Annotated in this window: 24 protein-coding genes; 7 read left to right on the top strand and 17 right to left on the bottom strand. The window is 67.8% G+C overall.

Annotated features, from left to right (window positions below):
• Positions 1–3 precede the first annotated feature (3 nt).
• The 10 genes from ACEOAB_RS27445 to purT all read right to left on the bottom strand — a co-directional run bounded on the left by ACEOAB_RS27445 (position 4) and on the right by purT (position 10,452).
• Positions 4–465 carry an EVE domain-containing protein gene (locus ACEOAB_RS27445; protein ID WP_413750320.1) on the bottom strand — a complete coding sequence of 154 codons (462 nt, stop codon included), beginning with the start codon at positions 463–465 and terminating at the stop codon, positions 4–6.
• Positions 466–605: 140 nt separating this feature from the next.
• Entirely contained in the window at positions 606–1,772 is a 1,167-nt protein-coding gene (locus tag ACEOAB_RS27450; RefSeq protein WP_007829622.1) for an ABC transporter substrate-binding protein, read from the bottom strand.
• A gap of 32 nt (positions 1,773–1,804) precedes the next feature.
• Positions 1,805–3,661: an AMP-dependent synthetase/ligase gene (locus ACEOAB_RS27455; protein ID WP_413750321.1), complete on the bottom strand. Its 1,857-nt coding sequence runs from the start codon at positions 3,659–3,661 to the stop codon at positions 1,805–1,807.
• A gap of 5 nt (positions 3,662–3,666) precedes the next feature.
• Entirely contained in the window at positions 3,667–4,440 is a 774-nt protein-coding gene (locus ACEOAB_RS27460; protein ID WP_007829626.1) for an ABC transporter ATP-binding protein, read from the bottom strand.
• A complete protein-coding gene (locus ACEOAB_RS27465; RefSeq protein ID WP_413750322.1) occupies positions 4,437–5,255 on the bottom strand; it encodes an ABC transporter ATP-binding protein in 819 nt (272 codons plus the stop codon). Before ACEOAB_RS27465 ends, ACEOAB_RS27460 begins: the two co-directional genes overlap by 4 nt.
• Positions 5,252–6,328: a branched-chain amino acid ABC transporter permease gene (locus tag ACEOAB_RS27470; RefSeq protein WP_413750323.1), complete on the bottom strand. Its 1,077-nt coding sequence runs from the start codon at positions 6,326–6,328 to the stop codon at positions 5,252–5,254. Before ACEOAB_RS27470 ends, ACEOAB_RS27465 begins: the two co-directional genes overlap by 4 nt.
• Before the next feature lie 6 nt (positions 6,329–6,334).
• Positions 6,335–7,210: a branched-chain amino acid ABC transporter permease gene (locus ACEOAB_RS27475; RefSeq protein ID WP_007829636.1), complete on the bottom strand. Its 876-nt coding sequence runs from the start codon at positions 7,208–7,210 to the stop codon at positions 6,335–6,337.
• A 15-nt stretch (positions 7,211–7,225) separates the two neighbouring features.
• Positions 7,226–8,056 (bottom strand): helix-turn-helix domain-containing protein, encoded by an 831-nt coding sequence (locus ACEOAB_RS27480; RefSeq protein WP_056597984.1) that lies wholly within the window; start codon positions 8,054–8,056, stop codon positions 7,226–7,228.
• A 110-nt stretch (positions 8,057–8,166) separates the two neighbouring features.
• Positions 8,167–9,108 carry a LipP1 family hormone-sensitive lipase gene (gene lipP1 / locus ACEOAB_RS27485; RefSeq protein ID WP_495653241.1) on the bottom strand — a complete coding sequence of 314 codons (942 nt, stop codon included), beginning with the start codon at positions 9,106–9,108 and terminating at the stop codon, positions 8,167–8,169.
• Positions 9,109–9,249: 141 nt separating this feature from the next.
• Positions 9,250–10,452: a formate-dependent phosphoribosylglycinamide formyltransferase gene (gene purT / locus ACEOAB_RS27490; protein ID WP_413750507.1), complete on the bottom strand. Its 1,203-nt coding sequence runs from the start codon at positions 10,450–10,452 to the stop codon at positions 9,250–9,252.
• A gap of 183 nt (positions 10,453–10,635) precedes the next feature.
• Here purT and ACEOAB_RS27495 point away from each other — a divergent pair, with 183 nt between their 5' ends.
• Genes ACEOAB_RS27495 through ACEOAB_RS27505 form a run of 3 tightly spaced genes read left to right on the top strand, consistent with a single transcriptional unit; the run spans position 10,636 to position 13,695 of the window.
• Positions 10,636–11,484, top strand: coding sequence for a 3-hydroxybutyryl-CoA dehydrogenase (locus ACEOAB_RS27495; protein WP_056516461.1), 849 nt, complete (start codon positions 10,636–10,638; stop codon positions 11,482–11,484).
• A 37-nt stretch (positions 11,485–11,521) separates the two neighbouring features.
• Positions 11,522–12,337, top strand: a complete 816-nt coding sequence (locus ACEOAB_RS27500) for a crotonase/enoyl-CoA hydratase family protein (protein ID WP_413331673.1) — start codon at positions 11,522–11,524, stop codon at positions 12,335–12,337.
• 20 nt (positions 12,338–12,357) lie between these two features.
• A complete protein-coding gene (locus ACEOAB_RS27505; RefSeq protein WP_413750506.1) occupies positions 12,358–13,695 on the top strand; it encodes a serine hydrolase domain-containing protein in 1,338 nt (445 codons plus the stop codon).
• Between the two features lie 17 nt (positions 13,696–13,712).
• On the opposite strand, the gene ACEOAB_RS27510 is transcribed toward ACEOAB_RS27505, so the two are convergent.
• Entirely contained in the window at positions 13,713–14,498 is a 786-nt protein-coding gene (locus ACEOAB_RS27510; RefSeq protein WP_056516467.1) for a type III pantothenate kinase, read from the bottom strand.
• A gap of 135 nt (positions 14,499–14,633) precedes the next feature.
• Here ACEOAB_RS27510 and lysM point away from each other — a divergent pair, with 135 nt between their 5' ends.
• Positions 14,634–15,095: a peptidoglycan-binding protein LysM gene (gene lysM, locus ACEOAB_RS27515; RefSeq protein WP_056597770.1), complete on the top strand. Its 462-nt coding sequence runs from the start codon at positions 14,634–14,636 to the stop codon at positions 15,093–15,095.
• Positions 15,096–15,415: 320 nt separating this feature from the next.
• Here lysM and ACEOAB_RS27520 read toward each other — a convergent pair whose 3' ends face one another.
• The 4 genes from ACEOAB_RS27520 to ACEOAB_RS27535 are packed head-to-tail and all read right to left on the bottom strand — an operon-like array spanning position 15,416 to position 17,068.
• Positions 15,416–15,826 (bottom strand): rhodanese-like domain-containing protein, encoded by a 411-nt coding sequence (locus tag ACEOAB_RS27520; protein WP_413750505.1) that lies wholly within the window; start codon positions 15,824–15,826, stop codon positions 15,416–15,418.
• Positions 15,823–16,284, bottom strand: a complete 462-nt coding sequence (locus ACEOAB_RS27525; RefSeq protein ID WP_413750504.1) for a DUF6691 family protein — start codon at positions 16,282–16,284, stop codon at positions 15,823–15,825. The genes ACEOAB_RS27520 and ACEOAB_RS27525 overlap by 4 nt, the downstream gene beginning before the upstream one ends.
• 20 nt (positions 16,285–16,304) lie before the next feature.
• Positions 16,305–16,742, bottom strand: coding sequence for a YeeE/YedE family protein (locus ACEOAB_RS27530; RefSeq protein ID WP_495653242.1), 438 nt, complete (start codon positions 16,740–16,742; stop codon positions 16,305–16,307).
• A 2-nt stretch (positions 16,743–16,744) separates the two neighbouring features.
• On the bottom strand, positions 16,745–17,068 hold the full coding sequence (locus ACEOAB_RS27535; protein WP_056597785.1) for an ArsR/SmtB family transcription factor: 324 nt from the start codon (positions 17,066–17,068) through the stop codon (positions 16,745–16,747).
• Positions 17,069–17,143: 75 nt separating this feature from the next.
• On the opposite strand from ACEOAB_RS27535, the gene ACEOAB_RS27540 reads away from it, so the two are divergent.
• The gene (locus ACEOAB_RS27540; RefSeq protein ID WP_413751282.1) at positions 17,144–18,055 is read left to right on the top strand and encodes an MBL fold metallo-hydrolase; all 912 of its coding nucleotides are present in this window, start codon (positions 17,144–17,146) and stop codon (positions 18,053–18,055) included.
• Positions 18,056–18,059: 4 nt separating this feature from the next.
• Here ACEOAB_RS27540 and ACEOAB_RS27545 read toward each other — a convergent pair whose 3' ends face one another.
• A complete protein-coding gene (locus ACEOAB_RS27545) occupies positions 18,060–20,105 on the bottom strand; it encodes a PEP/pyruvate-binding domain-containing protein (RefSeq protein WP_495653243.1) in 2,046 nt (681 codons plus the stop codon).
• 141 nt (positions 20,106–20,246) lie between these two features.
• Between ACEOAB_RS27545 and ACEOAB_RS27550 the strand changes: the two genes are divergently transcribed.
• A complete protein-coding gene (locus ACEOAB_RS27550; RefSeq protein WP_495653244.1) occupies positions 20,247–22,193 on the top strand; it encodes a DUF6600 domain-containing protein in 1,947 nt (648 codons plus the stop codon).
• Between the two features lie 77 nt (positions 22,194–22,270).
• A complete protein-coding gene (gene gorA / locus ACEOAB_RS27555; protein WP_495653245.1) occupies positions 22,271–23,629 on the top strand; it encodes a glutathione-disulfide reductase in 1,359 nt (452 codons plus the stop codon).
• On the opposite strand, the gene ACEOAB_RS27560 is transcribed toward gorA, so the two are convergent.
• Positions 23,626–24,522: a ketopantoate reductase family protein gene (locus ACEOAB_RS27560; RefSeq protein ID WP_413750575.1), complete on the bottom strand. Its 897-nt coding sequence runs from the start codon at positions 24,520–24,522 to the stop codon at positions 23,626–23,628. The two genes, gorA and ACEOAB_RS27560, sit on opposite strands and share 4 nt — an antisense overlap.
• Positions 24,523–24,524 lie beyond the last annotated feature (2 nt).

The raw sequence follows: 24,524 nt of genomic DNA on the forward strand, positions 1-24,524 counted from the left end.
CATTCAGCCCAGCATCTTCTCGATGACTCTCCAGTGCGCGGGTTCGACCGGCGTGATCGACAGCCGGTTGCCCTTGCGCAGCACCACCAGGTCGGCCAGTTCCGGATTCGCGCGCAGCTCGGTCAGCGCCAGCAACCGCGTCTTGCGCAGCGCCTGCACGTCCACCAGCAGCCAGCGCGGATCGTCCTTCTTCGAGGCCGCATCGTAGTAAGGCGACTTCGGATCGAACTGCGTCGGGTCGGGCTTGATGCCCGAGGCCACGCGCGCAATGCCGGCGATGCCGGGCTCCGGGCAGCTCGAGTGATAGAACAGCACGCCGTCGCCGACCTTCATGCCATCGCGCATGAAGTTGCGTGCCTGATAGTTGCGCACGCCGGTCCAGGGCACGGTGGCGCCGGGCGCGGCGAGCGCGTCGTCGATCGAGACCTCGTCGGGCTCGGATTTCATCAACCAGTACTGTGGCATTGCGGTCTCTTCACCAGAGAAATTCGCCGCAAATATAAACCTGCACCAGGCCGCGCACCTTCATCGCGGAACACCGCGGAACCGGCTTTGCCGGGCCGCCGGTGTTGCCCCCGGCGAGGGGGATTGCGAAGCGACACGGATTACGGTGTCACATAGTCGGAAACGACCACCCACTTGCCATCCTTGATCTGCGACAGGCGCGACAGGTCGTTGCCCAGGCGCTTGGTGGCGGTGTAGCTGCTCTTCGGGCTGCCGAACATGTCGGGCTCGAAGGTCATGCTGTCCATCGCCTTGATGAAGCTGTCGGTCGTGAGGTTCGGCCCGGCCTTGGTCGCCGCCTTGATGAACGAATCGATGATCACGTAACCGTACACCGAGAACACGGTCGGGTCTTCGTTGAACTTGGTCTTGTACTTGTTGGCCCAGAAGCGCAGCGGCTGCGACTGCTCGTCGGTGTACGGGTTCTGCACCGTCATGGTGGCGTAGATGCCGTCCATCGCCTTGCCGCCCAACTTGTGGATCAGGTCGGTGTAGGCCGCGCTCGAGCCCAGGAAGGTCGGGTTGAAACCCGTCTTGCGCGACTCGCCCACGGTGCCGATGGTCTCGCGGATGATGGTGCCGAGCACCACGAGGTCGCAGTTGGCGGCCTTCATCTTGGCGACCTGCGAGCTGAAGTCGGTGGCGCCGCGCTTGAACGAGGTCTTCTCGGCCAGCTCCATGCCGGCGGTCTTCAGGCCCGCCTCGGCGCCGCGCAGCACCTCGAGGCCGAACTCGTCGTCCTGGTAGATGGTGCAGACCTTCTTGGCGCCCTTCTCCTTGATCATCTTGGGCAGGGCCAGGCGGATCTGGTCGTAGTAGGTGGCTGCGAACGAATACTTCAGCCGATTGAGCGGCTCGTACATTTCGCGCGCTGCGGTGATCGGCATGAAGTTGACGATGTTCTTCTCGAACTGCACCGGCATCGCCGCCATGTTCTGCGCCGTGCCGATGTGGCCGGCCATGATGAAGATCTTTTCCTGGTTCACCAGCTTCTGCGCCGCCAGCACGGCCTTCTTCGGGTCGTAGCCCGAGTCTTCCACGAACAGCTTGAGCTTGCGCCCGTTGAGGCTGCCCTGCTCGTTGAGTTCGTCCACGCGCAGCTGCATGCCGTTGCGCGCCTGCTTGCCGAAGCCCGCGAGCGGACCCGACAGGTCCTGGATCGTGCCGATGCGGATCTCGTCCTTGCTCACGCCCTGCTGCTGCGCGGACGCAAGCGTCGCGATCAGGCCCAGCACGGCCAGCGTCGTCAGTGTCTTGAGCTTCGTCATAGCGTTGTCTCCTCGGGTTGGCAAAAAAGAGGTCAGCGGTACATGGCGTCGATGCGGCCGGCGTACTTGGTCTGCACCAGCTTGCGCTTCAGCTTCATCGTGGGCGTGAGCTCCTCGTCCTCGGCGCTGAGCTGCGTTTCGAGCAGAAAGAACTTCTTGATCTGCTCGACGCGCGCGAACCTGGCGTTGACGCGATCGATCTCGCCCTGGATCAAATCCTGCACTTCCTTCGCGCGCGTCAGGCTCTCGTAGTTGCTGAACGGCACGTCGTGGTCCTGCGCAAACTTCTCGACGTTCTCCTGATCGATCATGACGATCACCGTGAGGTAGGGCCGCTTGTCGCCGATGACCACGGCATCGGTGATGTAGGGGCTGAACTTGAGCTCGTTCTCCAGCTCGCTGGGCGTCACGTTCTTCCCACCCGCCGTGATGATGATGTCTTTCATCCGGTCGGTGATGCGGAAATACCCGTCCTCGTCCATCGTGCCCACGTCGCCGGTGTGCAGCCAGCCGTCGGCGTCGATGGTCTCGGCCGTCTTCTCGGGCAGGTTGAGGTAACCCATGAAGACATTGGGGCCGCGCACTAGGATCTCGCCGGTGGCGGGGTCGAGGCGCACCTCGTTGTAGCCGGTGGCCGGGCCAATGGAGCCCGGCTTGATGCGCGTGGCCGGCACCGCGGTCGAGGCGCCGCACGACTCCGTCATGCCCCACACCTCCAGCATCGGCACGCCCAGCGCGAGATACCACTTGACCAGCTCGGGCGAGATGGGCGCCGCGCCCGTCACCAGGAAGCGCGCGCGGTGGATGCCGATGAGCTTGCGCGCGTTGTCCAGCGCGAGCACGCGCGCGAGCCTGAATCTGAACTTCAGCGACGAGCTCACCGGTTCGCCCGCCAGCACGCGGTTGGCGATCTCCTCGCCCACGCCGATGCTCCACCTGTAGGCAGCCTGCTGCAGCGGGCTCGCCTCCTTCAGCGCGATCATCACGCCCGAATAGAACTTCTCCCACACGCGTGGCACGGCCGTGAACACCGTGGGTGCGATCTCGCGCACGTTCTCCGGCACGGTCTCGGGGTTCTCGACGAAGTTGAGGATGGCGCCGGTGTACATCGCGAAGTACTCGCCGCCCATGCGCTCGGCGATGTGGCACAGCGGCAGGAAGCACATGCGCTCGTCGGTCTGGTCCTGCGCGACGAGCGTGTTGTAGCCGCGCGCGGTGTACACGAGCCCGGCATGGCTGTGCATGGCGCCCTTGGGCTTGCCGGTGGTGCCCGAGGTGTAGACGAGGATGGCGAGGTCTTCGGGGCGGCAGGCGGCAACCGTGCGCTCGACCGCCTGCGGATCGGCGGCCAGGTGCTGGCGCCCGAGCGCACGCAGCGCGTCGAGGCTCATCACCGCCGCATCGTCGAGGTCGCGCAGGCCTTCCATGTCGAACACGACCACGCAGCGCAGGCCCGGCAGGCCGGCGCGCACCTCGAGCGCCTTGTCGAGCTGCTCGTCGTCTTCCACGAAGAGCACGGTGGTGCCCGAGTCTTCGCAAAGGTAGTGCACCTGCGAGGCCGCGTCGGTCGGGTAGATGCCATTGGAGACACCGCCGCAGCTCAGCACCGCGAGATCGGCGAGCACCCATTCGATGACGGTGTTGGACAGGATCGACGCGCACTCGCCCGGCGCAAAGCCGATGGACTGGAGGCCGGCCGCGATCTCGCGCACCGCGTCGGCGGTCTGGTGCCAGCTCCAGCTGCGCCAGATGCCCAGTTCCTTCTGCCGCATCCAGATGTTGTCGCCGCGCTGCTTCACGGCGTTCCAGAACATCGCGGGGATGGTGTCGCCGGGCACGACGACGTCGAGCCGGGGTGCGAAGGTGCCGAGGTCCCAGAGTCCTTGCATGGCGGCTATCTCCAGGTCTTCTTCTTTTTCCAGCGCCGCTCGCCGCGTACGCCGTCGTCCTTCACGCCGAGGTAGAACTCCTTGATGTCTTCCTTCTCGCGCAGGCGTTCGCAGGTGTCTTCCATCACGATGCGGCCGTTCTCGAGCACGTAGCCGTGGTCGGCGGCGTTGAGCGCCATGTTGGCGTTCTGCTCCACCAGCAGGATGGTGGTGCCGCGCTCGCGGTTGATGCGCACGACGATCTCGAAGATCTCTTTCGTCAGCTTCGGGCTCAGCCCGAGGCTCGGTTCGTCCAGAAGAATCAGATGCGGCGCGGCCATGATGGCGCGCGAGATGGCGAGCATCTGCTGCTGGCCGCCCGACAGCAGCCCAGCGTCCTGCGTGGCCCGCTCGCGCAGGATCGGGAAGTAGGTGTAGACCGTCTCCATGTCCCGCGCCACGCCGTCGCGGTCCTTGCGGGTGTAGGCGCCCATCAGCAGGTTGTCCTTCACCGACAGCAGCGGGAACACCTCGCGGCCTTCGGGCACGTGGCTCAGGCCCTGCTGGACGATGTGGGCCGGGTCCTTGGCAGTGATGTTCCTGCCCTGGAATTCGATGCTGCCCTTGCGGGGGTCGATGATTCCGGAGATGGTCTTGAGGATGGTCGTCTTGCCTGCGCCATTCGAACCGAGCACGGTCACGATCTCGCCCTGCCTGACTTTCAGGCTGACGCCGCGGATCGCCTTGATCGGACCGTAGGCGCTCTCTACGTTGAGAAGCTGAAGGACTGCGTCGCTCATGCCGCGCTCCTCCTCAAGCTGCTCACGTCGTCCACGGTCCCAAGATAGGCCTCGACAACCCGCGCATCGGCTTGCACCTCGCGAGGTGAGCCGGTAGCCAGCACCTCGCCCATGTTCATCGCCAGCACCCGGTCGGACACCTTGGAAACAAGCGACATGTCGTGCTCGACCATCAGCACGGACACGCCCAGCTCATGCTGGATGTCCTGGATCCAGAACGCCATGTCCGCCGTCTCTTCCACATTGAGCCCCGAAGAAGGCTCATCGAGCAGCAGCAGCTTCGGCTCCGTGCACAGCGCGCGCGCCAGCTCGACGACCTTGCGAACGCCATAGGGCAACCCCGCCACCATCGAGTCGCGATGGTGCTGCAGGTCCAGCAGCTCGATCACCTGCTCCGCCTTCTCGCGCGCCTCGATCTCCGCGAGCCGCGTGGCGGGCGTGAAGAACACCTCGCTCCAGAAACCCGTCTGCCGGTGCGTGTGGCGGCCGATCAGCAGGTTGTGAAGCACCGTCGCGTGCTCGAACAGTTCGATGTTCTGGAAGGTGCGCGCAATGCCCAGCGCGGCAATCGCATGCGGGGCCTGCTGCGTCAGCGCGATGGCGCCGCCCTCCTCGCCATGCCACGTGATCTCCCCCATGGTCGGCGTGTAGATGCGGCTGATCAGGTTGAACACCGTCGTCTTGCCCGCCCCGTTCGGCCCGATCAGCGTGAACACCTCGCCACGCCGCACTTCGAAGCTCACCTTGTTGACCGCCAGCACGCCGCCGAAGCGCACGCTCAACTCCTTCGCGGAAAGAAGAATGTCGTTGCTCATCTCAGCCGATCCGACTTGGTGAACGACTTCTGCCGCTTGAACAGCCCCCTGCGATAGAACGGGAAGAGTTGCAGCCATGTGCGCACCTTGAGCCAGCGCCCGTACAAGCCCAGCGGCTCGAACAGCACGAACGCGATCAGCACCAGCCCGTACACCAGCCCCTGCAACCCCGGCGCCTGCCCGATGGCCTCGGGCAGCCAGTCCTTTCCGATCGAAATCAGCTGCGGCATCGCGATCAGGAAGATCGCACCAAGGAACGCGCCGTGCACCGAGCCGAGCCCGCCGATCACCACCATCAGCAGCAGGTCGATCGACTGCAGGATGCTGAACTGGTCCGGCGAGATGAAGCTGAGCTTGTGCGCATACAAGGCCCCGCCCAGCCCCGCGAGCGCGGCCGAGATCGCGAACGACATCGTCTTGTAGCGCGCAAGATGAATGCCCATGCTCTGCGCCGAAATCTCCGAGTCGCGGATCGCGACAAAGGCGCGCCCCGTCGGCGAACGCAGCAGGTTCAGGATGCCCAAGGTGGAAATCACCGCAACCACCAGGCACAGAAAGTAGAAACCATCGCCCGAGCCCAGCGACCAGCCGAAGATTTCCGGCGCCTTCACATGCAGGCCGGCATTGCCGCCCGTCACGCTCTCCCAGCGCGCGAACACCTCCTCGACGATGAAGCCGAACGACAGCGTCGCGATGCCGAGGTAGATGCCCTTCACGCGCAAGGCCGGCAGCGCGACCACCACGCCCACGGCCGCCGACAGCGCAGCGGCCGCAATCAGCGCAATCGGAAACGGCACACCGGCGTTCGTCAGCACGCCCTGCGTGTAAGCGCCCGCGCCAAGAAACGCCGCGTGCCCGATCGAGAACTGCCCCGTGAACCCGGCCAACAGCATCAGCCCCAGGCCGACGATCCCGTAGATCAGCACGAAGGTCAGCTGCGCGAGCCAGTATTCGTCGATCACCCATGGTGCGACGACCAGGAACGCCACCAGCAGGCTGTACCAGAACACATGCCCACCATGCCGCGCGAGGCGGATGTCCTGGTCGTAGCTGGTCTTGAAAATGAAGCGCATGAACAATCAAACTTTCTTGCGCAGCTTCTCGCCGAACAGACCGTTCGGCTTGATCATGAGCATCAGCAGTACCACGATGTACGGCGCCGTGTCCTTGAATCCATCGGGCAGATAGAAGCCCGCGAACGACTCGACGATGCCGATGACCAGCCCGCCGACGATGGCACCCGGCAGGCTGCCGAAACCGCCCACCACCGCCGCCGGAAAGGCCTTGAGCCCGATGAAGCCCATGTTCGCGTGCACGAAGGTGATGGGCGCGAGCAGCATGCCCGCGATGGCCGCGACCGCCGCCGCCAGGCCCCACACCAGCCCATTGAGCCGCTTCACCGGAATGCCCATGTAGTAGGCCGCCAGCTGGTTCTGCGACGAGGCCTGCATCGCGATGCCGAGCTTGCTGTAGCGGAACATCGCGAACAGCAGGGCGCAAAGGATGGCTGTGGCGACGATGATCGCGAGCTGCTCGAGGTTGACCACCAGCTCGCCCAGTTTCCAGATCTGGTCCTTGTAGGGCACGGGAAGCGTGTGGGTGTCGGTGCCGATGCCCGGCACCATGGTGATGAGCCCGCGCGCCACGTAGGCGATGCCGATCGTGAGCATCACGATGGAGAACTGCGGTTGCCCGAGGATCGGCCGGATCACCACCAGTTCGAGCAGCACGCCGAAAGCCGCCATCGCCACCACGGCAAGGATGGCCGCGAGCCAGAACGGCAGGCCGAACAGCGACATGCCCGCGAACGCACCGAAGGCCCCGAGCATCATCAGGTCGCCCTGCGCGAAGCTCACGGTTTCGGTGGCCTTGTAGATCAGCACGAAGCCCAGCGCGATCAGGCCGTAGATGCAACCTTGCGCAATGCCCGACAGCAGGAGTTGGAGGATCTGCATGGGGCCTCGTCGCGCCTACTGCCTGAAGCTGCCCGCCGCGTCGTGCAGCGCGAGGCGGCGCGATCCGGCCACGATGTCGCTGGGCTTGAGGCCGTAGACCTGGCGGATCGAATGGCTGAAGTGCGTCGAGTCGGGGTAGCCGGTGTCCAGCGCGATGTCGGTCAGCGTGCCGGTCTGGCGCACGTAGCGCAGCAGGCTGCGCGCGCGCTTCCAGGCCCGGAAGGCGCGAAACGCCATGCCGGTCTCCTGCTTGAACAGATGCAGGAAGCGCGAGAACGACAGGTGCACCGAGGCCGCGCAGTCCTCGGCCGAGGCGGGCGCCGCGGGGTCGGCGACGAGGGTGTCGATGACCTTGCGGATGCGCGCGTCGATCGGTCGCGGCGCAAGCGCCTCGCCGAAGAACAGCGCATCGAAATCGAAGCCGTCGAATTCCGAGCCGCGGCCCGAGGCCGCGAGCAGGTGCGCGTGGACCTCGCGCACACGCTGCGCGAAGGCGGGCGCATCGACCGGGCCGCAGTGCTGCATGAACGCCGGCAAGCGCGCGGGGTCGACCGATTCCGATTCGATCAACAGGTTGAAGATCAGCGGATGCTCGCTCTCGACATGGTGCGGCACCTGCGGCGGCACCACGATCAGCTCGCCCGCCTGCCAGGCGCCGCCGCCGATGCGGATGCGGATCGGCGGCACGCCCGCGGGCGACAGGTACACGCCGTGCCCGCCCATCGTGCGCTCGGCGGCCGCACCGAGCAGCCCGGCGTAGAACACGCGCTGCGGCGTGAGCCACATGAGGCGTTCGCCCTGCCGTGCGGCACCGCTTGCGGACGGCGTCGTCCTCGTTCGCTGCATGGTGTTTGTCTCCTGCATCGGTGGACTGCCAACCGGTGGATGGCGTCTTGTTCGCTGGATCGTAGCGGCGCGAGCCGTTTGCGCGATGTCCATTTGCGCGGGGACTTTCCCTAGGCCTGCGCGAAGGCGCGGCGCAGTTCGGCGGCACACAGCGCGACTGCCGTGTTGGCCTCGTCGAGCACCTTGCCCATTGGCACGAAGCCGTGGATCTGGCGCTCGAAGCAGACGTACATCGCGCGGTTGCCCGCGGCGGTCAGTGCCTCTGCATAGGCCAGTCCCTCGTCGCGCAGCGGGTCGTAGCCGGCGGTGAGCACCAGCGCGGGCGGCAGCTTCGAGAGTTCGGGGTGCAGCAGCGGCGAGGCGCGCCAGTCGAGGTCGTGCTTCGGGTCGGTGATGTAGTGGTCGTGGAAGTAGCGGATGGTGTCCGCCGTCAGCAGGTAGCCCTGCCCGTTGCTCTGGTGCGATGCGTGGCTGCGCCGCATGTCGGTTGCCGGGTAGATCAGCAGCTGGTAGACGATGGGCAGGTCGCCCGCATTGCGCGCCGCGATCGACACCACGGCCGCGAGGTTGCCGCCAGCGCTGTCGCCGCCCACTGCGAGGCGGCTCGCATCGAGCCCCAGCGCGGCGGCCTCGCGGCGCACCCAGCGGGTGGCGGCGAGCACGTCGTCCACCGCCGCGGGAAAGCGGTGCTCCGGGCCCATGCGGTAGTCGACCGCGACCACGGCGCAGCCGGCGCCGTTGGCCAGCTCGCGGCACAGCACGTCGTGCGTGTCGAGGTCGCCGATGACCCAACCGCCGCCGTGGTAGTACACCAGCACCGGCAGCGGCCCCGCGCCAGAGCCCATCGGCCGGTAGAGGCGCACCGGGATGGTGCCGTGCGGGCCGTCGGCGGCGAGGTCGCGCACCTCGGCCACTTCGGGCGGCAGCGGCTGCGTGGTGGTGCGGCGCTCGCGATAGAAGGTCCGCGCGTCGGCGGGCGACAGGGTGTGCGTCGGCGGAATGCCGCGCGCCTCGATGAAGTCGAGCAGGGCGCGCGCCTGGGGATGCAGCATGGTGTCTCCGGTGGATCGTTGCGAGCGTCCAGTGTGGAAGGCATCGGGCTCGCGCGGTATCCGCACGCACCCGCCCCTCGACCGGCCTGGCAAGCCCCCGCACCATGCCCGCGCCCTTGCGGCGCGGCTTGCGGAAACTGGCTACGCCTTGCGCGGCTTTACGCGGGAAGCGGCTTCCTTGGCCAGCTTGCGGGCCGTGTCGGTGTCGGCCGCGTGCACCAGCGCCACGCCCATGCGGCGCTTGGTGAAGCTCTCGGGCTTGCCGAACAGGCGGATGTCGCTGCCCGGCACCTGCAAGGCCTCGGCCACACCGTCGAAGGCGATGCCGGTGGCGTCGACGCCGCCGTAGATCACGGCGCTTGCGCCCGGGCTCTTGAGCGAGGTGTCGACCGGCAGGCCGAGGATGGCGCGCGCATGCAGCTCGAACTCGTTCTGCCACTGCGTGGCCATGGTGACCATGCCAGTGTCGTGCGGGCGGGGGCTGACTTCGCTGAACCAGACTTCGTCGCCCTTCACGAACAGCTCGACGCCGAACAGGCCCTGGCCGCCGAGGTCGGCCGTGACGGCCTGCGCGATCTGCTGCGCCTTCTGCAGCGCGGCGGGCGCCATGGGGTGCGGCTGCCAGCTTTCGACGTAGTCGCCGCTCACCTGCACATGGCCGATGGGGTCGCAGAACTGGGTCTGCACCGCGCCGGACGCGTCCTTGGCGCGCACGGTCAGCAGTGTGATCTCGTAGTCGAAGTCGATGAAGCCCTCGACGATCACGCGGCCGTGGCTCACGCGGCCGCCGGCCATGGCGTAGTCCCAGGCCTTCTGCACGTCGGCCGGGCCGTCGATCTTGCTCTGGCCCTTGCCGGAGCTGCTCATCACGGGCTTGACGATGCAGGGGTAGCCGATGCCGCCGTCGATGGCCGCCTGCAGTTCGGCCAGCGAGTCGCAGAACTTGTAGGGGCTGGTGGGCACACCCAGCGTCTCGGCGGCCAAGCGGCGGATGCCTTCGCGGTCCATGGTCAGGCGGGCGGCGCGCGCGGTGGGAATCACGCGCACCACACCCGCATCTTCGAGCTGCTGGAGCATCGGCGTGGCGATGGCCTCGATCTCGGGCACCACCAGCGTGGGCTTCTCGGCCTCGATCAGCGCCTTGAGTTGCTCGGGGTCGCTCATGGTGATGGTGCGCGCGTGGTGCGCCACCTGCTGGCCGGGCGCGTTCTCGTAGCGGTCGACCGCAATAGTCTCGACGCCGAGGCGCTGCAGGGCGATCAGCACCTCCTTGCCGAGTTCGCCGGAGCCGAGAAGCATCACGCGGGTTGCCGAGGGGGAAAGGGGGGTGCCGAGGGTGGTCATGGTCGGAGGTCGAAAGAGCGGGGGAAGAGCGAAAAATGCAACCGCCGCACTGTAAGCCACCGGCGGGCCACCCGTGTCGCACGCGGCAACGGCGCGGCCCTGGGGCTGCTTCACAATCGAAGTTTTCGCCGCGGCGCCAGCCTCGCGCACCCTTCTTTTTGTTTTCTCTCAAGGAGTTTTCTCATGGCTATTCAGACTGTCGGCATCATCGGCGCCGGAACGATGGGCAACGGCATCGCGCAGGCCTGCGCGGTGGCCGGAGTGAACGTGGTGATGGTCGACATCGCCCAGGCGGCCGTCGACAAGGGCCTGGCCACGGTGTCGGGCAGCCTCGACCGCCTGATCAAGAAAGAGAAGCTCACCGCCGAGCAAAAGACCGCCGCGCTGGCGCTCATCAAGGGCTCGACCAACTACGACGACCTGAAGAGCGCCCAGCTGGTCATCGAGGCGGCCACCGAGAACCACGCGCTCAAGCTCAAGATCCTCAAGCAGGTCGACGACATGCTGGCACCCGAGGTGATCATTGCGTCGAATACCTCGTCGATCTCGATCACCCAGCTCGCGGCCGCCACCTCGCGCCCCGACCGCTTCATCGGCATGCACTTCTTCAACCCGGTGCCGATGATGGCGCTGGTGGAGCTGATCCGCGGTTACCTCACGAGCGACGCCACGCACGACGCGGTGAAGGCGCTGGCCGAGCGCCTGGGCAAGTCGCCCATCACCGTGAAGAACGCGCCGGGCTTCGTGGTCAACCGCATCCTGGTGCCGATGATCAACGAGGCCTTCTTCGTGCTGGCCGAGGGCATCGCCACGGCGGAAGACATCGACGCCGGCATGAAGCTGGGCTGCAACCAGCCCATCGGGCCGCTGGCGCTGGCCGACATGATCGGCCTGGACGTGTGCCTGGCCGTGATGGAGGTGTACCTGGAGCAGTTCGGCGACTCCAAGTACCGCCCCTGCCCGCTGCTGAAGGAAATGGTCGCGGCCGGCCAGCTGGGCCGCAAGACGGGCCGCGGCGTGTACACCTACTGAGCCGCAGAGCCATAACAACAACACGGAGACAAGACCGATGACTGCGACCCCCACCACCCCGCCAGCCGAAGGCTGCATCGACACCGAAGTGCTCGGCCACGTGCTGCTGATCGGCATCAACCGCCCCGCCAAGCGCAACGGCTGGACGCCGCCGATGTTCAGGCAGCTGGCCGAGGCCTACACCCGGCTCGACGACGACCCGAACCTGCGCGTGGGCGTGCTGCATGCCTTCGGCGACCACTTCACGGCGGGCCTCGACCTGCCGGCGGTGGCCGAGTACATGAAGCGTGGCGAGAAGGCGGTCCCGCAGGGCCTGGTCGAGCCGCACGACTTCGGGCTCGAAGGCTACCGCCGCCGCACCAAGCCGATGGTGGCTGCCGTGAAGGGCATCTGCTTCACCGTCGGCATCGAGCTGATGCTGGGCGCCGACATCGTGGTGGCGGCCGACGACTGCCGCTTTTCGCAGATGGAGGTGCAGCGCGGCATCATGGCCACGGGGGGCGCCACGCTGCGCATGGCCGAACGCGCCGGCCTGGGCAACGCGATGCTGCACCTGCTCACGGCCGACGAGTTCGACAGCGCCGAGGCCTATCGCCTCAACTTCGTGCAGAAGGTGGTGCCGGCCGGCCAGGAGCTCGACGCGGCGCTGGCCATTGCGCAGCGCATCGCCGCCCAGGCGCCGCTGGCGGTGGTGGCCACGCGGCTCAACGTGCTGAAGGCCATCGAGCACGGGCCGCTGGCCGCGGTGTCGGAGTTCATCGAGACGCAGAAGCGCCTGTCGAACAGCGAGGACGCCGCCGAGGGCGTGCGCTCTTTCGTCGAACGCCGGCCGGCGCGCTTCAGCGGCCGTTGATCACCTTCACCGACCTCACCATGTCCCTTTTCATTCGCACGGCGCTCGCCGCCGCCGTCACCCTGCTCGCAGTGAACACCACCTCCGCCCAGACACCCGCGCCCGCCGCGCTGCCCGACCCCGCGGCCACCTCGGTCGACGCGCTGGGCTGGATGAAGGGCTTCCCGCCCGCGCCCGACAAGCTCATCACCTTCGACAACCCGGCCGGTGGCGCGTTTCCGCGCACGCGCTGGAGCTTCTCGCACGTGCGCGAGACCGTGCCCACGGCCAACGTGTGGCGCGGCAGTGGCGCGGCGAGCCCGCTGCCGGCGGCCACGTCGCCCGTCCAGATCGAAGCCGTGACGTTCAAGCCTCTTGGAAGTGCAGGCAGCGACCAGACGCTGAACTTCGCGCAGATGATCTCCGGCACCTACACCGACGGCATCCTCGTGATGCACCGCGGCAAGGTGGTCTATGAGAAGTACTTCGGCGCGCTCACGCCCGAGCGCCCGCACATCGCGATGTCGGTCACCAAGTCCTTCGTGGGCACGCTGGCCGCCATCCTCGCGGACGAAGGCAAGCTCGACCCCGCCGCGCCCGTCACCAAGTACATCCCCGAACTGAAGGACACGGCGTACAGCGACGCCACCGTGCGCCAGGTGATGGACATGACCGTCGGCGTGCACTACTCCGAGAACTACGCCGACCCGAAGGCCGAGATCTGGGACTACGCCCGTGCCGGCGGCATGCTCACGCAGGGCCAGAACTACACCGGACCCAAGTCGTTCTACGAATTCCTCGTCACGCTGAAGAAGGAAGGCGAGCATGGCGACGCCTTCGCCTACAAGACCGTCAACGCCGAGGTGCTGGCCTGGATTCTTCGCCGCGCCAGCAACCAGTCGCTGGCCGACCTGCTGAGCGAGAAGATCTGGCGCCGCATCGGCGCCGAGCAGGACGCCTACTTCATGGTCGACCGCATCGGCACCGAGTCGGGCGGCGGCGGCCTCAACACCGTGCTGCGCGACCTCGCGCGCTTCGGCGAGACCATGCGCAACGGCGGGCGCGCCTCCAACGGGCAGCAGGCCATTCCGAAGGCGGTGGTGGAAGACATCCAGCGCGGCGGCGACCCGGCGAAGTTCGTGAAGGCCGGCTATCCGCTGCTCAAGGGCTGGTCGTACCGCGACATGTGGTGGGTGTCGCACAACCCGCACGGTGCCTACATGGCGCGCGGCATCCACGGCCAGAGCATCTACGTGGACCCGAAGGCCGAGGTGGTGATCGTGCGCTACGCGGCGCATCCGGTGGCGGGCAATGCGGGCAACGACCCGCTCACGCTGCCGGCGTTCCATGCTGTGGCCGAGGCGCTGATGCGCCCCTGAGCCGCTTCTCTTTTTTTCTAGGCCGCCGCCCGCTCCCGGGCAATCACGAGCAGCCCGTCCATGATCAGGCTCTCGACCAGCTCGAAGTGGCCGTTCATGACGGGCGCCATCTTCCAGCCTGCGCCGCCCGTCATGTAGCAGGCCGGATCGGCGCCGCAGTGCGAGCGCACGTGCTGCACCATGCGCTCGACCGCGCCGGCGATGGCGTAGGTGCCGCCGCTGGTCAGCGCATCGCTGGTGTTGGTAGGGAATTCGCGCACCTCGCCGGTCGGCACGTGCAGCCCGGCCGTGCCCGACTCCAGCGCGCGCAGCATGATGCCGTGGCCCGGCAGGATCAGGCCGCCGAGGAACCTGCCGTCCGCGTCGATCGCCTCGACGGTCACGGCGGTGCCGATCATCACCACCACCATGGGCCGCGGCGGCTGCCCCGGCCTTGCGGCCAGCATGCGGTGGCGCGCACCGATCATCGCCACGAAGCGGTCGGCGCCCAGGCGGGTGGGATGGTCGTAGCCGTTCACGATGCCGGCCTCGCCCGCGCTGGACATCACCCAGCGCGGCGCGCAGTCGAAACGCTCGACGATCTGTTCCTCGGCGCGCCGGCGCACCGCGTCCCCGGCCACCACGCAGCCCAGCATGGAACCGGGCGCCGGCAGGTCGGCCCAGGGGCCGTCGGCCAGCCGTTCGATGTGGTCGAGGAATTCGGCGCCGTGCGCCTGCAGCTCGGCACCGGGGCGGGCCGAATCGTAGAGCGCCCATTTGAGGCGGGTGTTGCCGATGTCGATGGCGAGGAAGGGGGATGGCATGCGCGGGATTATTGCGACTTTGTCGTTATTCCTGCTGGCACCCCGTCGACACGCGGCATGGGCCTACGCGGCGCTGCCCCGTCGCGCCGGTAAATTGGCAGGCCCATCCACCAACCACGGCACAAGGAGAACACCATGGGTTTGCTCAGTTTCATCAAGGAGGCGGGTGAAAAGCTGTTCGGCGGTTCGTCGGCGCAGGCCGCCACGCCGGACGCCAACCAGGCCGCCGCCGCGGCCATCAAGACCTACATCGAGACACAGAACCTCGGCCTCACCGGGCTCCAGGTGACCTATACGGCGAGCAGCGGCGTGGTCACCCTCGCGGGCCAGGCGCCCTCGCAGGAGGCCAGCGAAAAAGCCTCGCTGGCAGCAGGCAACGTGGCGAACGTGACGAGCGTCGAGAACAACCTCGTCGCACCGGCCGCGCCGCCCGCGCAGTACCACGACGTGGTGAAGGGCGACACGCTCTCGGCCATCTCGAAGAAGTATTACGGCGATGCGAACAAGTACAACGCGATCTTCGAGGCGAACAAGCCGATGCTGAGCAGCCCGGACAAGATCTATCCGGGGCAGAAGCTGCGCATTCCGCCGCTCTGAACTGGCGCTCGAAGCGGGCAGTCTCGAGGCCTGCCGAGGAATCGGCGGGCCTTTTTGCTTCTTTCGGGGGGCGTGCGAATGACACCGGGTACTCCCCTCCGCGAATGTCCCCCGGGCTTCGCCCTCCTCCTTTATTTCGCTGCGGGGAGCACCCGGTGCCATTCGCACATGAACGCTCTGCTTGTGCCGGCGGTTCGACCGCTGTGCCCATCGATCACGCCGATGGGGTGCCTTGCGCAGCGAAATAAAGGGGGAGGCCGAAGGCCGGAGGACATTCGCGGAGCAAGGTACCCCGTCGGCGTGATCGCCCCCCGAACGACTCAGTTCTGCTTCCAGGGCAACCCGCGCTTGCGCCAGCCGCCGATGAGCCCACGGTGCCCCTGGTCGTTCGGATTCCCCTCGAAGCCTTCGAGGATGTTGTAAGCCTCCGCGCCCAGTTCGGTCGCGCGCTTGGCAGCCGCGATGGAGCGCACGCCGCTGCGGCACAGCAGCACCAGCTTCTTCTTGCCTTCGGCGGCTGCACGGATGCCGTCGTCGAACGCGGGGTTCATCGCCATGCCCGGCCACTGCTTCCAGGCCAGCGGCACGGCGCCGGGTACGTAGCCGACCCATTCGCGCTCGGCGTCGGTGCGCACGTCGACCAGCACGGCCTCGCCGCTGGCCATCCACTGCGCCGCCTGCTCGGGCGTCACGTCGCCGGCATAGCCCTTGTTTTCCACGGATTCGGTCATTTCCTTGCTTCCTTTTCTGCGACGCGGTTTTCAATCACTGGAATTCTCATCAGTTCAATCAGCTCGAACAGGCCCATGCCCAGCAGCATGGCGCCCACGAAGACCACGGCCTTGAACTCGCCCGTGCCGAGCGAGACCAGCGCAGGCCCCGGGCAGAAGCCCGCGATGCCCCAGCCGACGCCGAACAGCAGGCTGCCGCCGACGAGGCGACGGTCGATCCGGCGCGCGGTGGACAGCATGACCGGCGCGCCGAGCAGCGACAGCTTGCGCCGGCGCGCGAACAGGAAGGCGACGGCGCTCACGGCCACCGCCCCGCCCATCACGAATGCGAGCGAGGGGTCCCAGGCGCCGGCAAGGTCGAGAAAACCGAGCACCTTGGCCGGATTGGCCATGCCGGAGACGATGAGGCCGAGCCCGAAGACCAGGCCGGCGAGCAGGGAGGCGATGACGGTCGGCATGAGGGCGAATCGCTCCTTCATCACAGGTTGAACAGATGGCGCGCCACGAACACCGTGGCGAATCCGGCTGCCATGAAAACCCCGGTGGCGGCCAGCGAGCGCGGCGACAGCCGCGCCACGCCGCACACGCCGTGGCCGCTGGTGCAACCCGCACCGTAACGCGTGCCCACGCCCACCAGCAGGCCGGCCAGTGCGAGCGCGCCGTAGCCGGCGTCGATCCGTGCCGCGGGCAGCACGGCGAACAGCCCATAGGCGGCGGGTGCACCGACCAGCCCGAGCACGAAGGCCGCGCGCCAGGCCACGTCGCCCTTCGCGGGGCGCAGCAAGCCGCCCAGCACGCCGCTGATGCCCGCGATGCGCCCGTTGAGCAGCACGAACATCGCCGCGGCGATGCCGATGAGAACGCCGCCGGCCAACGCGGTCCATGGCGTGAAATGGGGCCAGTCGATGGCGGGCATCTTCAATCTTCCTTCGGGCAGTAGAGACGGTAGAGCACCGCGAGAATGTCGAGCAGCGCGGCATCGGCGACGCTGTAGTAGATGTTCTTTCCCTCGCGGCGGGTGCTGACCACGCCTTCCGCGCGCAGCACCGAGAGTTGCTGCGACAAGGTGGGCTGGCGGATGCCCAGCGCGCTTTCGAGGTCGCTCACGCACATCTCGCCCTGCGAGAGCTGGCACAGCAGCAGCAGCCGGTCTTCGTTGGCCAGCAGCTTGAGCACCGCGACCGCCTGGCGGGCACCGCCGCGCAGCACTTCGGGATCGATGACGAGGGTGGAAGCCTTCATGGAGGGCAATGTCGGTTAGTTCACCAATATTATATCAATTCATATAATATCAACAGCTTGACTGAAGGAGTGCCCATGACGACGACCGCCGCGCCCCGCCACACCACCACCCAGGCATTCTTCGATCCCGTGACGGGCACGGTGTCCTACGTGATCTGGGATCACGCCACGAAGCGCGCCGCGATCATCGATCCGGTGCTGGAGTACGACTTCAAGTCCGGCCACACCAGCACCGCCTCCGCCGATCGCCTGCTGGCCTATGTGCGCGCGCAGGCGCTACAGGTCGACTGGATCCTGGAGACCCACGCGCATGCCGACCACCTCTCGGGCGCGCGCCATGTGCAGTCGCAGGCCGGCGGCCGCATCGCCATCGGCGAACACATCCGCACGGTGCAGGCCACCTTCCGCACGCTCTACAACCTGGAGCGCGACTTCCTGCCCGACGGCAGCCAGTTCGACCATCTCTTCAAGGACGGCGAGTCCTTCCGCATCGGCGACGCCGAGGCGGTCGCGCTCCTGGTGCCCGGCCACACGCCGGCCGACATGGCATACCTCGTGGACGGCGCGGTCTTCGTCGGCGACACGCTTTTCATGCCCGACCTGGGCAGCGCGCGCGCCGATTTTCCAGGCGGCGATGCGCGCCAGCTCTACCGCTCGATGCACCGGCTGCTCGCCCTGCCGCCCGAGACGACCGTGTACGTCTGCCACGACTATCCGCCCGCCACGCGCGAGCCCCGCTGGCAGAGCAGCGTCGCGGAACAGCGCGCCCACAACATCCACGTGCGCGACGGCATCGGCGAAGAAGAATTCGTGCGCATGCGCACCGCGCGCGACGCCACGCTCGACGTGCCGACGCTGATCCTGCCGTCGATACAGGTCAACGTGCGCGCCGGGCGATTTCCGCCGCCCGACGACAACGGGGTGGCCTACCTGCGCATTCCGCTGAACACCCTTCCGGTCCATCGAAGCGCGGCCGCCCCGGAGTGAAGGCTCAGCGCCGCCGCTCCACGTACGGCCGCGCCTGCAGCAGCACGATGCGGTCGCCCACCGTCGCCCACTCGATGTCCTGGTCCACCGCATTGAAGGTGCGCTTCACCGCTGCGCCCACGTTGGCGAGGCGCACCACCAGCTCGTCGGTCAGCACGTTGCGGCCCACCTCCACCGGCACTTCCTTCACGCCGCCTTCCTTGTCGAGCTGCAGCGACGTTTCTTCGGCCGAACGGCTCAGCACCTGGATCGCCTTCGACCAGCTCGAATACATCACCTGCTCCGCCACCCGCTGCCCCTCGACCACGCGGATGCCGATGCCGCGCTTGGCCGAGATGTAGGTGACGTGCGGATGCCCCGCGTCGAACGGGTCGCGCGTGATCATCACGCCGGCGTTGGTCGAGTCGATGGCGGTCTGCACGAACACCCCCATCAGCACCGATTCGGCGCCGAAGCCCGCGGCGCTGCGAGCCTCCCAGGCCTCGGGGTTGAAGACCGAGGCCCAGACCTTTTTCACGGCCACTTCGAGCGCGTCGCCGGTCTTCACGTTGGGCACGGTGGTGTAGAGCCCCGCGCCGCTGAAGCCGGGCAGGTCTTCGGAGTTGGACGAGCTGCGCACGAACACGCCGCCACCGCCCAGTTGCGACTGCCACGCGGCGCGCCATGCGGCGGCGGTGGCGGCATCGACGGGCCATTGCACGATCTCGTCGCGCAGCTGCGCCAGCGCCTTCTGCCGGGCCTTCGGATCGCTCGCGAAGCCCGGCTGCTGCTGCATGCGCGCGATGCGTTCGGCCAGGCCGTTGGCGCGCATGAAGCGGTCGTAGTGCGCGAACGGAATGCAGAAGCCGTCGGGCACCGAAGTGCCCGGAATGTGCGCGGCCAGCATGGCGCCGAGGTTCGCGGCCTTGGTGCCGCACTGGGCGTTGTTGCGCGCGCGCAGCGAGGCCAGCGGCAGCAGACGGGTTTCGCGCAGGTCGGGCCTGATGGCGCGCGCGCTGCCGGGCGTCGCGCCGGTGGCGGCGGTGCGCACGGCGCGCGGCGGCAGGGCGGCGATCTCTTCGGGCGCGAGGCGGCGCACCTGGTAGCCCGAGGCCGCCACCTTCAGCGCCACCCACTGGCCCGCGTGCGCCTTCAGCACCGTGGCGGCATCGCGCACATAGGCGTTTGGAATGCCCCAGCCCTTGGCCAGCAGGTTGACGTGCGACAGCGCGGTCGACGGCCGCTCGGTCAGCACGCCCGCCACCGGCGGCAGGCTGATCGGCACCTGCCGCAGCACGGCGATGTCGTCGGGCAAAAGTGCGTTGATGCCGGATTCATCTTCCACGATGCGCACGCGTCCGGTGGCGGTGCCGAGGTTCATCGGCAGAAAAGGCTGCTCGCGGATCAGCGCCTCCTGGCTCACGAAGTCGATGCCGGCTTCCTTCGCCACGCGTTCGTGCAGCGTGGAGTTGGTCTTGAACTTCACGGGCGAGAAGAAGCTCGCCTTGACCTGCGCGTCGGCCTGCCGCAGCAGCGGCGCAGTGAGCCGGTCGCCCTCCCAGAACTCGTAGGTGAAGGTGCCGATGTTCTGTTGCCAGCTCAGCGTGCCGAACAGGAAGCGGCGGTCGGGCACGAGGTAGTTGCGGTCGATCTCGCGCTTGATCGTGTTCGGCGTGAGCCGGGTGTCGCGCAGGAAGCGCACGTGCAGCTGGTAGCGAGGCGTGTCGATGTAGTACATGCGCGCCGGCTTCGCCTGCCGATCGACGGCGAACAGCACGTGCGCAAGCTGCATCGGCGTGCCGGCGTCGTAGACGCGCGCCAGCTGGTCGAAGTCGCCCTGGCTGCGCAGCGCGGGCAATGACGACGGCACCGCAGGGCGTGGCGCGAGCTGCGCGGCCGGGCCTTCGGGCAGCGGCTGGTTCTGCTGCTGGTAGTACGAGGGCTTGCGTGCCAGCTGGGCCGCGGCGGGCACGGCCGCCAGAACCATGGCGAGCGCTGCGCACAGCGCGATCAAGCTATCAGTTTCGGAGCGCATGGCGCCCGTGGGGCGTGCGCGATCCTGGTTTTTCATGGAGATTTCTTCCTTACAGCCGGTTTCCGAATGCACGCGCGCTTCACCAAGCAGCGGGTTGGCGATGACAGCGGCAGCGGATTCTCGCGCGTTACAAATTCAGCGCTTTCGCATCGTCCCAACGACTGGGGAGAACACGCCATGAACCCATCCGCCATTTCCATGCATTCCGCCGCGCTGCGCCGCTGGCTGCTCGGCCTGGCCATGCTGTGCGTCGGTCTCGCAGCCAGCGCCCAGGAGGACCCGCCGGGCCGCGTGGCCCGTCTCAACTTCCACCAGGGCACCATCAGCTTCGCGCCGGCCGGCGACGACAGCTGGTACGACGCGCAGCCCAACCGCCCCATTACCAGCGGCGACCGCCTCTGGACCGACCGCAACGCCCGCGCCGAGGTGTACATCGGCTCGGCAGCCCTGCGGCTCGACGGGCAGACGCACGTGGAGTTCTCCGAGCTCGACGACGACACGGCACGCATCACCTCGAACCAGGGCAACCTGCAGCTGCGCGTGCGCGACGAACTGGCAGGCCAGCGCTTCGAGGTCCACACCGGCAACCTCGCGGTGGTGATCGACGCGCCGGGTGAATACCGCATCGCCTCCGATCCGGCTGCCGGCACCACCTGGGTGGCCGTGGCCTCGGGCCGCGCCACGCTCTACGGCGAGAACGGCCAATCGCAGTCGCTGGGCGCGCGCCAGCAGCTCACCGTGTCGGGCCGCGACCTCGCGGTCGTGGGCGGTGCGCCGTCGCAGGCTGGCGGCTTCGACGCCTGGGTGGCCGAGCGCAACCGCATCGAGGACCAGTCGATCTCGGCGCGCTACGTGTCGCGCGAGGTGGTCGGCTACCTGCAGCTCGACAACTACGGCGACTGGCAGAACGACGCCACGTACGGCGACGTCTGGTTCCCGCGCAACGTCGATGCCGACTGGGCGCCGTACCGCGACGGCCAGTGGGTCAACGTCGCACCGTGGGGCCTGACCTGGGTCGATGCCGCGCCTTGGGGTTTCGCGCCCTTCCATTACGGCCGCTGGGCGCGCGTGGGTTCGCGCTGGGGCTGGGTGCCGGGGCGGACGAGCGGCCGGCCGGTGTATTCGCCGGCGCTGGTCGGCTTCGTGGGCGGCGGTGCGAACGCGGGCGTCCAGATCGGCAACGGCCGCAGCGGCGTGGGCTGGTTCCCGCTGGCCCCGGGCGAGCAATGGCGCCCCGGCTACCACGCGAGCCAGCGCTATGTGGACCAGGTGAACCGCATGGCCATCTACAACCGTCAGGCCGGGCCGCGCAACGACTTCTATGCCAACCAGCAGATGCCGGGCGCCGTGACCGTGCTGCCCGCCGACCGCTTCGGCCGCGGCCCCTTCGGCCGTCGTGACCTCGTGCGGCTGCCGGACGACCGCTTCGCGCGCGTGCCGGTGGCTCCCACGCCGGGCGTCTCGATCAACGGCTTCGGCGGCGGCTTCGGCCGGCCCGCCGCAGTGGTCCCGCCGGCGGCGGCGCTGATGGCGCGGCAGCAGCAGATCCAGCTCCAGCAGGCGCAGCAGCAGCAACAGTTGCAGCAACGACAGCAGATGGAATGGCAGCGCCAGCAGGGCGGGCGTCCGCAACAGGAATGGCGCCAGCAGCAGGATTGGCGGGCCCAACAGGACGGGCGCCAGCGCGGCGAACAGGAACGCTGGCAACAGCAACAGCAACAGCAACAGCAACAGCAACAGCAACAACAACAACAGCAACAAGCGCTGCGCCAGCAACAGGAAATGCAGCAGCGCGCGGCGCAAGCGCAAGCCCAGCAGCAGCAACAGCTGCTTCAACAACAGCAACAGATGCAGCTGCAGCAGCAACGCGCGGCCCAACAGCAGGCCCAGCAACAACAACAGCAGCTTCGCCAGCAACAGGAAATGCAATTGCGCGCCGCACAGGCGCAGCAGCAGGCGCAAGCCCAGCTTCAGGCCCAGCAGAACGCGATGCGCCAGGCACAGGAGGCTCAGTTGCGCGCGATCCAGCAGCAGCGCGGCATCGCGCCAGCGCAGCAGCAGCAGCCGCAAGGCCAGCGCAGCGACGATCCGCGCAGGCTCTGGACCTCGCCGGACTCGCGCTGAACGCCAGCCGCCGCGCAAGTCCCGCCGAAAGCGCTTCCTTCGGCCTGCCGCTACAGTCGGCGGCCAAGGAGCCTTTCATGCCCACATTCGACTTCGATTTCTTCGTCATCGGCGGCGGCAGCGGCGGCGTTCGCGCCGCGCGCATGGCGGCGCAGACGGGCGCCCGCGTCGGGCTGGCCGAGGCCGCCGAACTCGGCGGCACCTGCGTCAACGTGGGCTGCATTCCGAAGAAGCTCTACAGCTATGCGGCCGGCTACGCTGAATCGTTCGAGGAAGCCGCCGGCTACGGCTGGAAGCTGTCCCACGCGCCGCAGTTCGACTGGGCGCACCTGAAGTCGCAGCGTGCCAGGGAGATCACGCGGCTCAACGGCATCTATGCCTCGCTGCTGAAGAACTCGGGCGTCACGCTCATCGCCGGCTGGGCGCAGCTGGCCGACGCCCACACAGTGGAAGTCGACGGCAAGCGCCACACCGCACGCCACCTGCTGGTGGCCACCGGCGGCACGCCCTACGTGCCCGACATTCCGGGTCGCGAACACATCGTGAGCTCCGACGCGATGTTCGACCTCGACCCCTTCCCCAAGCGCCTGCTGGTGGTGGGCGGCGGCTACATCGCCTGCGAGTTCGCATCGATCTTCAACGGCCTCGGCGCCCAGGTCACGCAGCTGCACCGCCGCGCGCACCTGCTCACCGGCTTCGACGACGACGTGCGGCAGTTCCTTGCGAACGAGATGGGCAAGGCCGGCGTCGACGTGCGGCTGAACTGCGAAGCCGCCTCGGTCACGCGCGGGCCGCACGGGCTTGCCGTCACGCTGGCGCGCGGCCAGCAGATCGAGGCCGACACGGTGCTCTTCGCCACCGGCCGCGTGCCCAACACGCAAGGGCTCGGTCTCGAGGCGGCGGGCGTGAAGCTCGACGAGAACGGCGCGATCGCGGTCGACGCCCGCTACCGCAGCTCGGTGCCGTCGATCTACGCGGTGGGCGATGTCTCCACCCGTGTGCAACTCACACCGGTGGCGCTGGCCGAGGCGATGGTGGTGGTCGACGAACTCTTCGGCAAGGGCAAGCGCCGGCTCGACTACGAGTTCATTCCCACGGCCGTGTTCACGCACCCGAACATCGGCACCTGCGGCTACACCGAACTCGAAGCGCGCGCGAAGTTCGGCGAGGTCACGGTGTTCTCGAGCGAATTCAAGTCGCTGCGCCACACGCTGTCGGGCCGCAGCGAGCGCACATTCATGAAGCTGGTGGTCGAGAAGGCCACCGACCGCGTGGTGGGCCTGCACATGGTAGGCGCGGACGCGGGCGAAGTGGTGCAGGGCTTTGCGGTGGCGATGCGCGCCGGCGCGACGAAGGCGCTGTTCGACAGCACCATCGGCATCCACCCGACCGCCGCCGAAGAGTTCGTGACGATGCGCGAGCCGATGCCAGGCTAGCGCTGCTTGCCTTCGAGCAGCTTCACCATCACGAACAGCACGCGGTTCGCCGGCGTGGGCACGCCGCGCGCCTCGCCGCGGCGCACGACCAGGCCATTGAGGTGGTCGATCTCGCTGAGCTTGCCGCGCGCGAGGTCCTGCGCGGTGGACGAGTACTGAGATGGCATGGTCTGCGCGATGCCTCGCACAGCGGCGTCGGTGTCGCCGGGCACCACAACGCCCTCGGCCTTTGCGACGGCGAGGCACTCGGCCACCACGTCGCGGATCACGTCGGTCACGCCTGAGCCCTTCACGAGCACGCCATACGGCAGCTGCGTGATGGCCGACAGCGCGTTGTAGGCGCAATTCAGGATCAGCTTGGCCCACAGCGAGCCGCGCACGTTGTCCGAGATCTGCGTCGGCACGCCAGCGGCCACCAGATGCCGCGCCACTTCTTCGCTGCGGCGCGACGGCGCAATCACCAGTTCGCCGCGCCCGTTGTGCTTCACGTGGCCGGGCCCGGCCATGCCGGTCGCCACGTAGACGACGGCCGCGGCCACGTCGTTCGACGAAAGCACCGAGCGCACGCGCGTGTCGTTGTCCACGCCGTTCTGCAGCGTGAGCACCAGCGCGCCAGGCGACAGGTGCGGCCCGATCTGCGCAGCGGCCGATTCGCTGTCGGTGGACTTCACGCAGAACAGAACGAGGTCGGCGCCGTGCACTGCGCTGGCTTCGGTGCTGGCTGCCACCTTCACGAATTCGTCGAAGGCCTTGGTCTCCAGCCGAAGCCCCATGGCGTTGACGGCCTCCACATGCGAAGGCCGTCCGATCAGCACCACCTCGTGTCCGGCGCGCGCCAGCATGGCCCCGTAGTAGCAGCCGACTGCGCCGGCGCCCATGACTGCGACTTTCATCG

It is taken from the genome of Variovorax sp. Varisp53, from assembly GCF_059491555.1.